Origin of the sequence: Pantoea sp. UBA5035 (assembly GCF_002415245.1) — a bacterium.
GTDB classification, from domain to species: domain Bacteria; phylum Pseudomonadota; class Gammaproteobacteria; order Enterobacterales; family Enterobacteriaceae; genus Pantoea; species Pantoea septica.
In genome coordinates this window covers 255,641-268,767 of record NZ_DICD01000008.1, presented here as the reverse complement: position 1 = coordinate 268,767, position 13,127 = coordinate 255,641, and the positions used below count along the sequence as shown (strand labels likewise).

12 protein-coding genes are annotated in these 13,127 nt (G+C 56.4%); 8 read left to right on the top strand and 4 right to left on the bottom strand.

Going from position 1 to position 13,127, the window contains the following annotated elements; translation table 11 throughout:
- Window positions 1–59: 59 nt before the first annotated feature.
- From glnH to rhtA, 3 genes are all read right to left on the bottom strand, one after another.
- Entirely contained in the window at window positions 60–806 is a 747-nt protein-coding gene (gene glnH, locus B3229_RS06100; protein ID WP_048786446.1) for a glutamine ABC transporter substrate-binding protein GlnH, read from the bottom strand.
- Window positions 807–1,128: 322 nt separating this feature from the next.
- Entirely contained in the window at window positions 1,129–1,632 is a 504-nt protein-coding gene (dps, locus tag B3229_RS06095) for a DNA starvation/stationary phase protection protein Dps (protein WP_033751449.1), read from the bottom strand.
- Window positions 1,633–1,960: 328 nt separating this feature from the next.
- Window positions 1,961–2,872: a threonine/homoserine exporter RhtA gene (rhtA, locus tag B3229_RS06090; RefSeq protein WP_286870110.1), complete on the bottom strand. Its 912-nt coding sequence runs from the start codon at window positions 2,870–2,872 to the stop codon at window positions 1,961–1,963.
- A 375-nt stretch (window positions 2,873–3,247) separates the two neighbouring features.
- Between rhtA and ompX the strand changes: the two genes are divergently transcribed.
- A complete protein-coding gene (gene ompX / locus B3229_RS06085; RefSeq protein ID WP_033751446.1) occupies window positions 3,248–3,760 on the top strand; it encodes an outer membrane protein OmpX in 513 nt (170 codons plus the stop codon).
- Between the two features lie 193 nt (window positions 3,761–3,953).
- Here the strand turns inward: ompX and B3229_RS06080 are convergent, their stop codons facing one another.
- Complete coding sequence (locus B3229_RS06080) at window positions 3,954–4,148, bottom strand: hypothetical protein (RefSeq protein WP_033751444.1); 195 nt, start codon at window positions 4,146–4,148, stop codon at window positions 3,954–3,956.
- A gap of 266 nt (window positions 4,149–4,414) precedes the next feature.
- Between B3229_RS06080 and mntR the strand changes: the two genes are divergently transcribed.
- From mntR to B3229_RS06045, 7 genes are all read left to right on the top strand, one after another.
- Window positions 4,415–4,876, top strand: coding sequence for a manganese-binding transcriptional regulator MntR (mntR, locus tag B3229_RS06075; RefSeq protein ID WP_033789194.1), 462 nt, complete (start codon window positions 4,415–4,417; stop codon window positions 4,874–4,876).
- A gap of 17 nt (window positions 4,877–4,893) precedes the next feature.
- Window positions 4,894–6,003 (top strand): SLC13 family permease, encoded by a 1,110-nt coding sequence (locus B3229_RS06070; RefSeq protein ID WP_286870109.1) that lies wholly within the window; start codon window positions 4,894–4,896, stop codon window positions 6,001–6,003.
- Window positions 6,004–6,149: 146 nt separating this feature from the next.
- Window positions 6,150–7,289 (top strand): HlyD family secretion protein, encoded by a 1,140-nt coding sequence (locus B3229_RS06065; RefSeq protein WP_286870107.1) that lies wholly within the window; start codon window positions 6,150–6,152, stop codon window positions 7,287–7,289.
- A complete protein-coding gene (locus B3229_RS06060) occupies window positions 7,286–8,854 on the top strand; it encodes a DHA2 family efflux MFS transporter permease subunit (RefSeq protein WP_033751435.1) in 1,569 nt (522 codons plus the stop codon). The genes B3229_RS06065 and B3229_RS06060 overlap by 4 nt, the downstream gene beginning before the upstream one ends.
- A gap of 1 nt (window position 8,855) precedes the next feature.
- Window positions 8,856–10,391, top strand: coding sequence for an efflux transporter outer membrane subunit (locus B3229_RS06055; protein ID WP_286870104.1), 1,536 nt, complete (start codon window positions 8,856–8,858; stop codon window positions 10,389–10,391).
- Window positions 10,392–10,670: 279 nt separating this feature from the next.
- Entirely contained in the window at window positions 10,671–12,155 is a 1,485-nt protein-coding gene (locus tag B3229_RS06050; RefSeq protein WP_286870101.1) for a sugar porter family MFS transporter, read from the top strand.
- A 427-nt stretch (window positions 12,156–12,582) separates the two neighbouring features.
- Entirely contained in the window at window positions 12,583–12,984 is a 402-nt protein-coding gene (locus B3229_RS06045) for an H-NS family nucleoid-associated regulatory protein (RefSeq protein ID WP_033751426.1), read from the top strand.
- Window positions 12,985–13,127 lie beyond the last annotated feature (143 nt).

Below are 13,127 nucleotides of genomic sequence, written 5' to 3'. Positions count from 1 at the left end.
GTGTTGCGATGGAAAAAAGCAGGGCACGCGTCCCTGCTCAAAATAGAAACAAAAAATTATTATTTAGGTTCGCTGCCGAACCATTTTTTGTAGATCTGGTTATAGGTGCCGTTCTCTTTCAGGGTCTTCAGCGCGCCGTTTACTTTCTCACGCAGTTCGTCGCTGCCTTTCGGGAATGCCACGCCATACTGCTGCGCTTCGATAGAGTCGCCGACCGCTTTAAAGCGGCCTTTGCCCGCGGTGTTGATAAAGTAAAGGATGTTCGGCGTGTCGTGCAGTACCGCGTCGGCGCGGTTAGTGCCCAGCTCCATATAGGCATTGTCGATATTCGGGAACTGGCGCAGATCTTTGGTTTTGATATGCGCCTTCGCATAATCCACCGAACCGGTGCCGCTCTTCACCGCAACCACTTTGCCGTTCAGGTCGTCGATGCCTTTGATGTCGTTTTCATTATTGCGAACCATCACCAGCAGACCGCTTTTGTAGTAGCCGTCAGAAAATTCGATCGCTTTTTTACGCTCGTCGGTAATGGTGATGCCCGCCAGCGCCAGGTCGATATTGCGCGTCTGCAGGGCAGGGATAATGCCGCTGAAGTCCATCGGCTTCAGGGTATAGTCCAGCTTCAGCTCTTTAGCGACGGCATCCCACAGGTCGACATCGAAGCCCACATATTTATCGCCCTGTTTGAATTCAAACGGAACGAATGCGGTATCGGTGGCGACGATCAGTTTTTTTTCTGCTGCGGTGGAAGAGAGTGAGAAGGCCAGCGCCAGCGCGGCCACAGAGACTTTAAACAGTGACTTCATCATTTTTCCTTATTACATCCCGACCTTAAGGCGGTGTTTACGGCTTACCATATGAAAAAATTATGCCAACTTTTCATTTTAACCACAATCAATGGGTTAAACCTGAAAGCTGACACGATTTTGCACGGGTAAAAACTTTTGCACCAAAAAGGGTCACCAAAGTGGTGCATAGGGTTATTCTGGTGCAATGCACCTTTGCATGCGGCATTCGGCGTGGGAAGGAGAGGCGTTCAGAAATGTAATGAAGGTCAAAAAATAGTAATTTTACTGTTAAGCGGACATAAAAAAGGCGGGTTTCCCCGCCTGATGAGTGCATTTACACTTATTCGATATTGGACTCGATAAACCACAGGAATTTATCCAGATCGCGCGATGCCGCAGTGAAGATATCTGCGGTGTCTTCGTCTTTTACTTCAGAAATCGCTTTACGGGTATCGTTCGCCACAATGGCGTAGCGATCGGCCAGCGCTTTCAGATGATCCTGCACGCTGTGAATGTTCAGCGGATAGCTCTGCAGAGGCGTTCTGTCGTTAACGACCTGAGTGGTGCCCAGCGCCACGCCGCCTAACTGTACAACGCGTTCAGCAATGGTGTCCTGGTGATCGGTAATGGTGGTACGGAAACCGTCCAGCATTTCATGCACGCCGATAAAGTTGGAGCCGCGCATGTTCCAGTGCGCCTGCTTGGTGATCAGCGACAGATCGATAAATTCCACTACCAGACGGTTGAGCACCTCAATGGTGGCTTTTTTCTCGTCATCAGCCACATCGTTACGGGTGTAAAGCAGATCGGAAGCGTTCGTTTTAACCAGTTTTGCGGTACTCATCGTATGAATCCTCTCTTTGATGGGTTGTCCTAATCAAGCACGGGAATAAGTATAGCAGCGCTTTACGCGTTTGCAGGATAGAGCTTATCAATGGCTGAAATAGATAGCATTTACGGATAAAGAGTAAGCGGCAATAATGGCCAGCAGGTAGGCCTGTTACAGCTATTCTAAAGAAAAATATTAAAATATCAAAAGGTTATCAATTTACCTGGCTTAAGATCATACAGTATGTTTCAGGATGATAATAATAATGTTTACCATTGGTTAAAATAAAGCCGCCTGCTGCAGCTGAATATTATTCGCCTGCGTTATACGCAGGCGGAATAAGTTATTGCGGCGGCGGCGCGGATATTTCGACTTCTTTAAGCGCCTTATTTCTGGGCTTGAGCGTCAGCGTCGCGCCGGCCGACGCCAGAATGATCGCCAGCAGGCCCAGGCTCTGCGTCAGCGACAGCGTTTCACCCAGGAACAAAATGCCCGACAGCGCCGCTACCGCTGGTTCCAGGCTCATCAGCGTGCCAAAAATACGCGCCGGCAGGCGCGTTAGCGCCACCATTTCCAGCGCGTAGGGGATGGCGCTGGAGAGCAGAGCGACCAGCAGCGCGACAGGAATAACGCTCCAGTGCCAGATGCCGGGCTCGGCGAATGTCAGCCCCAGCGGCACGAAGATCGCGGAAGCAATTAACGAGCCCATTGCCACGGTCGCCGGACCGTGCTGCGCCCCGGCGCGCGGGCCCGCCAGAATATAGAGCGCCCAGCAGGCGCCCGCGCCTACCGCCAGCGCCGCGCCCAGCGGATCGATGGTTTTCATGCTGTCGCCGAACGGCAGCAAAAACCAGAGTCCGCTCACCGCCAGCACCACCCAGATGAAATCCAGCAGGCGACGCGTGCCCAGCAGCGCCAGCGTCAGCGGCCCGGTAAACTCCAGCGCCACCGCGACGCCGAGCGGCACGGTGCGCAGCGACAGGTAAAACAGAAAGTTCATACAGCCCAGCGCCAGCCCGTACAGCAGCAGCGGCAAACGCTGTTCGCGGGTAAAGCGCAGCCGCCAGGGTTTGAATATCACGCACAGCATCAGCGTGCCGAGTCCCAGACGCAGCGCGGTAATGCCGGTTGCGCCTACCGTAGGGAAGAGCGATTTCGCCAGAGAGGCGCCGCCCTGGAGCGAGAGCATCGCTATCAGCAGCACGGCGACCGAGACGGCCGGAGCAGGGGTTTTACCTGAAAGAGAAAGTGACATCCTGTAAATGCGTCCTGATGGTCAGCAGAAGGGCAAGAAGAGGCTCAGTTTAATCGAACCCACAGCAAAAGCAGAGGAGACAATCAGGAAAATCCGCAGGCGACTGAGCAAAAATCAGGCAGTTTCAGGGCCAGTAGCGTAAAGAAATGTCAGGTTTTTTTAGGATTTAACTTAAAGGACAATTTTTATTGCGAGAAATTCATTGCAGTTTAATGACGGAAATTATAAGTAAAATGAATAGCATAGGATGCTTCATTAACTTTCTGTTACACCAAACATTCTGTTAGACAATAATTTGCGGGCAGAGTTTCTTGCTAAGTTTTGTTATATTTTCAGCGTTGTCAGGAGAGAAGTATTATCACATTTGAGGTGGTTATGAAAAAAATTGCATGTCTTTCAGCACTGGCTTGTGTTCTGGCAGTTTCTGCGGGTTCCGCAATGGCGCAGAGCACAGTCACCGGCGGTTACGCTCAGTCCGACTATCAGGGCGTGGCTAACAAAGCGAACGGTTTCAACCTGAAATACCGTTATGAAGACGGCTCTAACCCGCTGGGTTGGATCGGTTCTTTCACCTACACCGAAAAAGATCGCACTGATTCTGGCGTGTACAACAAAGGCCAGTACTACGGTTTCACCGCAGGTCCTGCTTACCGTCTGAACGACTGGGCGAGCATCTACGGCGTTGTAGGTATCGGCTACGGTAAATTCCAGCAGAACGAAACCACTTTCCGTTCTAACTCTGATTCCAGCGACGTAGGCTTCTCCTACGGTGCCGGTCTGCAGTTCAACCCGTACCAGCAGTTCGCTATTGACGTGGGTTACGAGCAGAGCCGTATCCGTAACGTCGACGTAGGCACCTGGATTGCTGGCGTAGGTTACAGCTTCTAAGTTTTGCTTAGACCAGTTGCAGAAAAAAACGGCCCTTTGCGGCCGTTTTTTTTATCTCTTTTTTTAGCGCGTCTTATTGCCGGATCGGCGCGATCGCTTCGCTAAAGAAGGGAAATGGCGCTAAAAGGAGTGAGAAGGGCGAACAGCGAAGCAGCCCAGGCAAAAGGCAGAGGCTGCATAAGGACGTTGCGCGTTAGCCGCGCCAGATAAGATTTGGGCAGTTGCGACTGCTGCGTTTTTCGCCCAGCAGTTTTTCCACCAGCATCAGACGGAGCGAAAACGGGGAGCGGCTCAGCAGGCAAAGCCAGGATTTCAGCGTTGCGGATGAAGCCGGTTTTTCAGTCTGGAAGCATTTGCCGCAGTCAAGACAGCATTTCAGGGTGCTCATATCGACCTCCCAATCAGTAACGTCGTAATAGCAGGCAAAGGCCGGCGATAAACAGGAGAAAAAGCAGTAATAACAGATAAGGATCCTGCACGATCGTCTCCTGATTGTCTGCGCGTTTGCCTACAATATCGACAAATATAGCACTGGCTATACCCTGTAGCCAATGCTATTTACGAAAAATTTGAGCTTCTTTGTGCCTGGTTTACAATGAGCGCAGCAAATCCGTCTCGCTGCGCGGGTGCGGAGAATAATAAAGAGGAAGCTGAATGAGTCGTCGTGCCAAAAGTGGGGCGTCCGCGTCGCCTGGACCCCTGAAAGATGTTGAAGAGCATGTCGAAGGATTTCGACAGGTTCGCGAAGCGCATCGTCGCGAACTGATCGATGACTACGTTGAGTTAATCTCAGATTTAATCGGTGAATTCGGCGAAGCGCGTCAGGTCGATATGGCGGCGCGCCTGGGCGTTTCGCAGCCTACCGTCGCCAAAATGTTGAAGCGCCTCAGTAGCGCCGGGCTGGTGGAACAGGTTCCCTATCGCGGCGTCTTTCTGACCGGCGAGGGCGAGAAGCTGGCGGCGGAGAGTCGCGCCCGCCATCATATCGTCGAAACCTTTCTGCTTGCGTTGGGCATCAGCCCGGAAACCGCGCGTCGCGATTCCGAAGGCATTGAGCATCACGTCAGCGATGAAACGCTCGCCGTCTTCCAGAAGTTTTACGAAAGCCGCCACTAATCACCGGACTCGCTACCATGCTCACCGTGCTGCGCCCTTTTTTGCATGATCGTATTCTGCATTTACTGTTAGCGCTCGGCGCGGTGTTGCTGCTGCTGGCGAATTTCCGCTGGGCGGATCTGCCTGGCGCCGTCGACTGGCATACCATCGTCACGTTGACGGGGCTGTTGCTGTTAACCAAAGGGCTGGAGACCAGCGGCTACTTCGATGTGCTGGGGGCGCGCCTGATTGGCCGCTTCCGCCATGAACGCGCGCTGGCGCTATTTATGGTGCTGGCCGCCGCGCTGCTCTCTACCTTTCTGACCAACGACGTGGCGCTGTTTATTTTGGTGCCGCTGACCCTGACGCTGCGTAAATATTCGCGCCTGCCTTTGTCGCGACTGATTATCTTTGAAGCGCTGGCGGTCAATGCCGGATCGCTGCTGACGCCGGTGGGCAATCCGCAAAATATCCTGCTGTGGAGTCACGGCAAGCTCAGCGTGGCTGGGTTCATCGGGCAAATGACGCCGCTGGCGGTCTGGCTGCTGGTGACGCTGCTGGCGCTGACGTGGTTCAGTTTTAAGCCGCGCGATATTCAAAAACAGGGCAGCGACGAGACGCGCGCCTGGCAGAAACCGCTGTTCGCCGTCAGCGTGCTGCTCTATCTGCTGTTCGTCGCCGCGCTGGAGTGGCAGATGACCGGCTGGGCGCTGCTGCTGATTATGGGCTGCTATCTGGTCATGGCGCGGAAGGTGCTGCTTGCCATCGACTGGAGTCTGCTGGCGGTCTTTATCGCCATGTTTATCGACGTCTATCTGCTCACCCATCTGCCCATGGTGCAGCGTCACTTCGACGCCGTGTCGCACTTCAGCGACGGCGCAATTTATCTGCTGGCTATCGGCCTGTCGCAGGTTATCAGCAACGTGCCCGCCACCATTCTGCTGCTACAGAAGATCCCGCCTTCCGACGTACTCGCCTGGGCGGTGAATATCGGCGGCTTCGGCCTGCTGCCCGGCTCTCTCGCCAACCTGATCGCGCTACGCATGGCGAAAGACCGCGCCGTCTGGTGGCAGTTCCATCTCTTCTCTATACCCATGCTCGCCTGGTCGATGCTGAGCGGCTGGCTGCTGCTGCGCCTGCTGCACTGACTTCCGCTGCGCTTAAAAAAATGTTGCAGGTTGTGCCTCTTTTGTCGGGAAAGGTCAAGAAACGCTGGAAAATGTCAGTTTACCATCTACTGTTTATCTGACCTTTTATGCCCGGGAATTAGGGCGTTAGCTATGCGGAACTGACTATGAGCGAGAATGAAAAAGGCGAATCTCATCAGGATGATGCGAAGAAAAAGCAGGATCCATCCAGTGAGCAGTCTGACCAGAATAACGATGAGCCTGAACGTAAAAGACCCGGCAAAAAACCGCTGATCATTCTTGCCGTGGTGGTGGTAATCATGCTGATCGTCGGCTTCTGGTTCTGGTTCAGCACGCGCAATGAAGAGACCACCGACGATGCCTTTACCGAAGGCGACGCGGTCACCATCGCGCCCAAAGCCTCCGGCTACGTGGTGAAGCTGCTGGTTAAAGACAACCAGCGCGTAAGGAAAGGCGATCTGCTGGTGGAGATCGACCCGCGCGATACCCTGGCTCAGCGCGATCAGGCCAAAGCGCAGCTGGGTCTGGCGCAGGCGCAGCTGCATCAGGCGCAGGCGCAGCTGGCGCTGTCGAAGGTACAGTATCCGGCACAGCGCGACCAGGCGCTGGCCGATCAGGCGAAAGCCCAGGCTAACCTGCTGAGCGCCGAGGCGGACTATCGTCGTCAGCGCGGCGTCGATCCGCGCGCCACCAGCCAGCGCAATATCGATACCGCCGCCGCGCAGCTGCGTTCGGCACAGGCACAGCTGCAGAGCGCCAAAGCGCAGGTGGAAGTCGCCTCGCAGGTCGCGCTGCAAATTCGCCAGCAGGAAACCAACGTAGAAGCGCGACAACAGCAGGTGGCGCAGGCGCAGGCGCAGTTGAATACCGCTGAGCTGAATCTCTCCTATACCCAGGTGCGCGCGCCGTACGACGGCTTCGTCACCAAACGCAACGTGCAGCTCGGCACCCTGGTGCAGGCGGGCAGTTCGCTGTTTTCGCTGGTGTCGCCCGATATCTGGATCACCGCCAACTTTAAAGAGTCGCAGCTGGCGCGTATGAATCCAGGCGATAAAGTCGCGATTAGCGTCGACGCCTGGCCCGATATGGCGCTGGAAGGGCACGTCGACAGCATTCAGATGGGCTCGGGTTCGCGTTTCTCTACCTTCCCGGCGGAGAACGCTACCGGCAACTACGTGAAGATCGTCCAGCGCGTCCCGGTGAAAATCGTTATCGACAAAGGGCTGGATCCGAACCATCCGCTGCCGCTCGGCCTGTCGGTAGAACCTAAGGTCACCGTGGAATGAGTCAGGCGCAGAGCTGGCAACCTTCCAGCAATCCCTGGCTGGTGGCGGTGACCGTCACGCTGGCGGTGTTTATGGAGATCCTGGACACCACTATCGTTAACGTGGCGCTGCCTCATATTGCCGGTTCGCTCTCCTCCAGCTATGACGAATCCACCTGGGTGCTGACCTCTTATCTGGTGGCGAACGGCATCGTGCTGCCGATCTCCGCCTTTTTCAGCCGACTCTTCGGCCGTAAGCAGTTCTTCCTGATCTGCATCGTGATGTTCACCGTCTGCTCGTTCCTGTGCGGTATCGCCACCGAGCTATGGCAAATCATCCTGTTCCGCGTGCTGCAGGGCTTTTTTGGCGGCGGCCTGCAGCCGGTGCAGCAGTCGGTGCTGCTCGACTACTTTAAGCCGGAAGATCGCGGCAAGGCGTTCGGCCTCTCTTCTATCGCCATTATCGTCGCGCCCGTTATCGGGCCGACGCTGGGCGGCTGGATCACCGATAACTACAGCTGGCGCTGGGTCTTCTTTATCAATATCCCGGTCGGCATCCTGACGGTGCTGGCGATCTACCAGCTGCTGGAAGATCCGCCCTGGGAGCGCAAGTGGGCGAAAGGGCGGCTGAAGATCGACTATATCGGCATCGGGTTGATTACGCTGGGGCTGGGCTGCCTGCAGGTCTTTCTCGATCGCGGCGAAGATGAAGACTGGTTCGCCTCGCACTTTATTGTGCTGTTCGCCACTCTGGCGCTGGTCGGCATCGTCGGCGCAGTCTACTGGCTGATGTATGCGCGTAAGCCGGTGGTGGATATTCTGGTAATGAAAGACCGCAATTTCTGGGTCTCCGGGCTGCTGATGGCGGGCATGGCGATGATCCTCTACGGCAGCTCCGTGGTGCTGCCGCAGCTGGCGCAGCAGGATCTCGGCTACACCGCGACCTGGTCGGGGCTGGTGCTGTCGCCGGGCGCGGTTTTGATTGTGCTCACCATCCCGCTGGTGCTCGCCCTGATGCCGCGCGTGCAGACGCGCTACATTATCGCCTTCGGCTTTACCTGCCTGGCGCTAGCGTTTATGTACTCCTCGACCCTGACGCCGGATGTCGATTTTAAAACGCTGGTGCTGATGCGCAGCGCGCAGTCTATCGGGCTGGGCTTTCTGTTTGTGCCGCTGACCACCATCGCGTTCATTACTATTCCGCAGCGCCTCAACGCCGACGCTTCGGCGCTGTTTACCATGTTCCGCAACGTGGCGGGCTCTATCGGTATCTCGCTCTCGACCGCGGCGATTACCGAGCGCGAGCAGGTGCGCTCGGCGCATATGGTGCACAACATGACGCCGCTGAACGAGCAGTTCAACATCACCGTGCAGCACTGGGCGCAGGCGATCCGTGACTTTACCTCGGCGGTGGGCGATCCCGCCACGCTGGCGGCCGGTCAGCTCTATCAGGAGATGGTGGCGCAGTCGCGCATTCTGGCATACATCGACGTCTTTACGGGCCTGAGCATTGTCGCCCTGATCTTGATTCCATTTTGTTGGCTGCTGTCGCCGATTAAGAGCGAAGGCAGCGCAGGAGCACACTGACATGAAGGTTATCTCTACACGCTCGCTGGCGAGACCGCTCAGCCTGTTGACGCTGGCGCTCTGGCTGGCGGGCTGCGCCGTCGGCCCCGATTACCAGGCGCCGAAGCCGCAGCTGCCCGGCGGTTATCACCTGATGGACGCGCAGCAGGCGTCGAAAACCGCGCCCGGCGCCGTTAATACGCGCTGGTGGCAAACCTTTAACGATCCGCAGCTCAGCAGCCTTATCGACCGCGCCGTCGAGGGCAATCTGACGCTGCAGCAGGCGGTGCTGCGCATCGCGGGCGCGCGCCAGGAGCTGGCGCAGGCGCGCGGCGGCCTCTTTCCCAGCCTGAACGGCAGCGCGAAAGTTACGCGTCAGCAGCTGGGGCTGGAGGGCCTGCTGAAAGCGAACGGCGCCACCGACCAGCTGGACAGCGAGACTGCCAGCCAGCTCAGCAGCCTGGAGCAGCCGGTGACGCTCTATCAGGGCAGCTTCGACGCCAGCTGGGAGCTGGATCTCTGGGGTAAAGTGCGCCGTCAGGTCGAACTGGCCGATGCGCAAACCCAGGCGGCTATTGAACAGCGCAACGACGCGCTGGTTTCGCTGGAGGCGGAGGTGGCGCGCGCTTACCTGCAGCTGCGCGGCGCGCAGGCGACGGTCGCCACGCTGGAGCAGCAGATTGCGGTGGCGCAGCAGAGCTGGGAACTGACGCAGAGCCAGCAGCGCAACGGGCTGGCGCCGCTTACCGATGTGGAGAATGCGCGCGCGCAGCTCAGTTCACTGCAGGCGCAGCTGCCCCAGTATCAGTCGCAGGCGCGCCAGGCGATGAACGGGCTGGCGGTGCTGCTGGGCAAAACGCCCGGCGCGCTGGATAACGAGCTCTTTGCGCCCAAAGCGATGCCCGCCTTGCCGCAGATCGTGCCGGTCGGCATTCCCGCCACGCTGGCGCGCCGCCGTCCCGATATTCGTCAGGCGGAGGCGACGCTGCACGCGCAGACGGCGAACATCGGCGTGTCGGTGGCGCAGCTCTTTCCCAGCCTGTCGCTTACCGGCCAGCTCGGGGTGCGCAATACCGACGTCAGCTATCTCGACAACTGGAGCAGCCACTTCTATTCCGTCGGCCCCTCGCTGTCGATTCCCATTTTTCAGGGCGGCCGTCTGGTCTCCAGCGTGAAGCTGGCGCGTGCCCAGCAGGCGAGTGCGGCGCTCGACTATCGTCAGACGGTGCTCACCGCGCTGCAGGATGTGGAAAACGCGCTGGTAAGCTATCGCGCCGATCAGGCGCGGGTCACGGCGCTGGATGAAACCACCGGGTCGCTGCAGCGCGCCTTCGATCTGGCCAGCGACAGCTATCGTCAGGGCATCTCGACCTTTATCGACGTGCTGGACGCGCAGCGTCAGCTGGCGCAGGCGCAGGAGCAGGCGACCCAGGCGCGCATGCAGAGCGCGCTCGATTTGGTGGCGCTCTATAAAGCGCTGGGCGGCGGCTGGGAAACTTACCAGAACTTTACGCTGCCGCAGTTCGACGTTTTCGGCCCGGCCGCCAGCGCCAGCTAACGCTTTCTCTCTGCTTACGGCTGCGGCATCTGTCGCAGCCGCTCTCCGTAGCCACGCCGCTATTAATGAAATAAAAATTTCTTTTTTATCGCCTTGATGAGTTTTACCTACGGCGCGATTAAGGGGGCCAGGTAAAGGATTACGGCGCATAAATGTGATCTATCAAGCAAAAATAAGCGGAGCCTATGATTCACCACGCAAAACTAATATTTCATATTTTATGTTTGCGATAAAAATAATCTATTTTCACTGGACATCTGCACACCATCGGGAGAAGACATGTCCAGAGAATCCTACCTTACGCTGAATAAAGCCTCCGGGCCGAACAGCAACGCCCGCACCGAACCTTTTGTTAAAGTCATTGCCGTGGTCGCTACGCTTGGCGGGCTGCTGTTTGGCTATGACACCGGCGTCATCTCGGGTGCGCTGCTGTTTATGGGCCCGGAACTCCATCTGACGCCGTTCACCACCGGTCTGGTAACCAGCAGCCTGCTGTTTGGCGCAGCCTTTGGCGCGCTGCTCTCCGGCCATTTCGCGGCAGCGGCCGGACGGAAAAAAATTATTCTGGTTTTGGCCGTGATCTTCGCCATGGGCGCCCTGGGCACCTCGATGGCGCCGGATGTGGCCTGGATGATTTTCTTCCGTCTGGTGCTGGGCGTCGCCGTCGGCGGCGCGGCGGCCACCGTACCGGTCTATATCGCGGAAATCGCGCCGGCGAACCGACGCGGCCAGCTGGTGACGCTACAGGAGCTGATGATCGTCTCCGGCCAGATGCTGGCCTATATCTCCAACGCTGGTTTCAACGCCGCCTGGGGCGGTGAAACGACCTGGCGCTGGATGCTGGCGGTAGCGACGCTGCCGGCGGTACTGCTTTTCTTCGGCATGATGTTTATGCCAGACACGCCGCGCTGGTATGCGATGAAAGGGCGCCTGGCCGACGCGCGCCGGGTGCTGGAGCGGACCCGCGCCCGGCAGGACGTTGAATGGGAGCTGACGGAAATAGAAGAGACGCTGACGGAAGAGCAGCAGCAGCGCCCGCGGCTGAGCGAGCTGCGCAAACCCTGGCTGTTTAAGCTCTTTTTGATCGGTATGGGTATTGCGGTCATTCAGCAGCTGACGGGCGTCAACACCATTATGTATTACGCGCCGACCATGCTGAAAGCGGTCGGCATGGATGACAGCGCGGCGCTGTTCGCTACGATCGCCAACGGTGCTATCTCAGTGTTAATGACCTTTGTCGGCATCTGGCTGCTGGGAAAAATGGGGCGGCGAACGCTGACCATGATTGGTCAGTTCGGCTGCACCGCCTGCCTGGTTTTTATCGGCGCGGTGACGCTGTTTATGCCGGAAACCGTTAATGGGCAGCCTGACATGTGGCGCAGCTATATGGTGCTGTTCGGCATGCTGCTGTTTTTAAGTTTTCAGCAGGGCGCGTTATCGCCGGTGACCTGGCTGCTGCTGTCGGAAATATTCCCAACGCGTCTGCGCGGTATTTTTATGGGCGGCGCGGTATTCGCTATGTGGATCGCCAATTTCCTTATTTCGCTAATGTTTCCGGTGCTGCTGGCAAGCGTCGGTCTGGCAGGCGCTTTCTTTATCTTTGCGCTGGTGGGGATTGCGGGCGCGATATTTGTCATTAAGTGCGTACCGGAAACGCGTAATCGTAGTCTGGAGCAGATTGAACACTATCTGCATGAAACCCTCTCGCGCGATGATGAGTTTGTGCGTGAACCCCTGAGACAGCCGGCAAATAAAACATCATAATAAAAGGTTATCAATTTACGTCTGAGCCGACGCCCGCGTCGGCTTTTTTTTATCCATTCGTGCCGAAGATTAACCTTTTCATGCTCGCTTACGCTTAAAGTCCACGCTGGCGTCCTGCATGATCCGAGCAGACACTATTTGTAAAATATCATCTGAAAAGCACTTTATATCGCCTTTTATCCTCAGGCTACAGGCTATTAAACCCTTCAACCTTCAATGAAAACGATTTCAGCCGCGCGCTTTTATCCAGACGTGCACTGTTAATTCACCGTTAATAACACCGTGAGAATTCCCTTAAGTTTCCGCCAGGAAATTTTACCTGCGCGCTTCGGAATTTTCTGGAGTAGAAAATTAATTTATTTTTTTATTTGAATTGGGTAATCTTGTCGCTACAGTTTTATTAAACCCCTTAGTCAAGGACAGTATAATGAGTGACGCATTTAAAGTTCTGAACAACATTCGCACATTACGTGCTCAGGCACGCGAACTGCCATTGAGCGATCTGGAAGAAATTCTGGAGAAATTAACCGTCGTCGTCACAGAACGTCGTGAAGAAGTGGAAGCTGAAGAAGCGCAAAACCGCGAAAAAGAAGAAAAGCTCTCTAAATATCGCGAAATGCTGCTGGCTGACGGTATCGACCCGAACGAATTACTGGGCGCGCTGGAAACCGGTAAAAAACGCGCCAAGCGCGCGCCGCGTCCCGCCAAGTATTCTTATACCGACGAGAACGGCGAAGTAAAATCCTGGACCGGCCAGGGCCGCACCCCAGCGGCAATTAAAAAGGCGCTCGATTCCGGCAAAAGCCTTGACGATTTCCTGATCGGCTAAATTTACCCAATCCTTGCAAGTGGGAGCCGGTGGCCTGAACAGCCACCGGCTTTTTATTTTTCCCCCACTGCCAGCGGCTTGCCTCAGGCCGCACGCCTGGCGCTGGCATGCGTAAGGCGATGTCTGGCATAATGGCCGCCGTT

Bases quoted from the DNA above. Each gene is read 5' to 3' on its own strand.
- rhtA (WP_286870110.1), bottom strand. From the start codon at position 2,872: ATGTCACTTTCTCTTTCAGGTAAAACCCCTGCTCCGGCCGTCTCGGTC.
- B3229_RS06060 (WP_033751435.1), top strand. From the start codon at position 7,286: ATGAGTCAGGCGCAGAGCTGGCAACCTTCCAGCAATCCCTGGCTGGTG.
- B3229_RS06070 (WP_286870109.1), top strand. From the start codon at position 4,894: ATGCTCACCGTGCTGCGCCCTTTTTTGCATGATCGTATTCTGCATTTA.
- B3229_RS06050 (WP_286870101.1), top strand. From the start codon at position 10,671: ATGTCCAGAGAATCCTACCTTACGCTGAATAAAGCCTCCGGGCCGAAC.
- B3229_RS06055 (WP_286870104.1), top strand. From the start codon at position 8,856: ATGAAGGTTATCTCTACACGCTCGCTGGCGAGACCGCTCAGCCTGTTG.
- ompX (WP_033751446.1), top strand. From the start codon at position 3,248: ATGAAAAAAATTGCATGTCTTTCAGCACTGGCTTGTGTTCTGGCAGTT.
- glnH (WP_048786446.1), bottom strand. From the start codon at position 806: ATGAAGTCACTGTTTAAAGTCTCTGTGGCCGCGCTGGCGCTGGCCTTC.
- dps (WP_033751449.1), bottom strand. From the start codon at position 1,632: ATGAGTACCGCAAAACTGGTTAAAACGAACGCTTCCGATCTGCTTTAC.
- B3229_RS06065 (WP_286870107.1), top strand. From the start codon at position 6,150: ATGAGCGAGAATGAAAAAGGCGAATCTCATCAGGATGATGCGAAGAAA.
- mntR (WP_033789194.1), top strand. From the start codon at position 4,415: ATGAGTCGTCGTGCCAAAAGTGGGGCGTCCGCGTCGCCTGGACCCCTG.
- B3229_RS06080 (WP_033751444.1), bottom strand. From the start codon at position 4,148: ATGAGCACCCTGAAATGCTGTCTTGACTGCGGCAAATGCTTCCAGACT.
- B3229_RS06045 (WP_033751426.1), top strand. From the start codon at position 12,583: ATGAGTGACGCATTTAAAGTTCTGAACAACATTCGCACATTACGTGCT.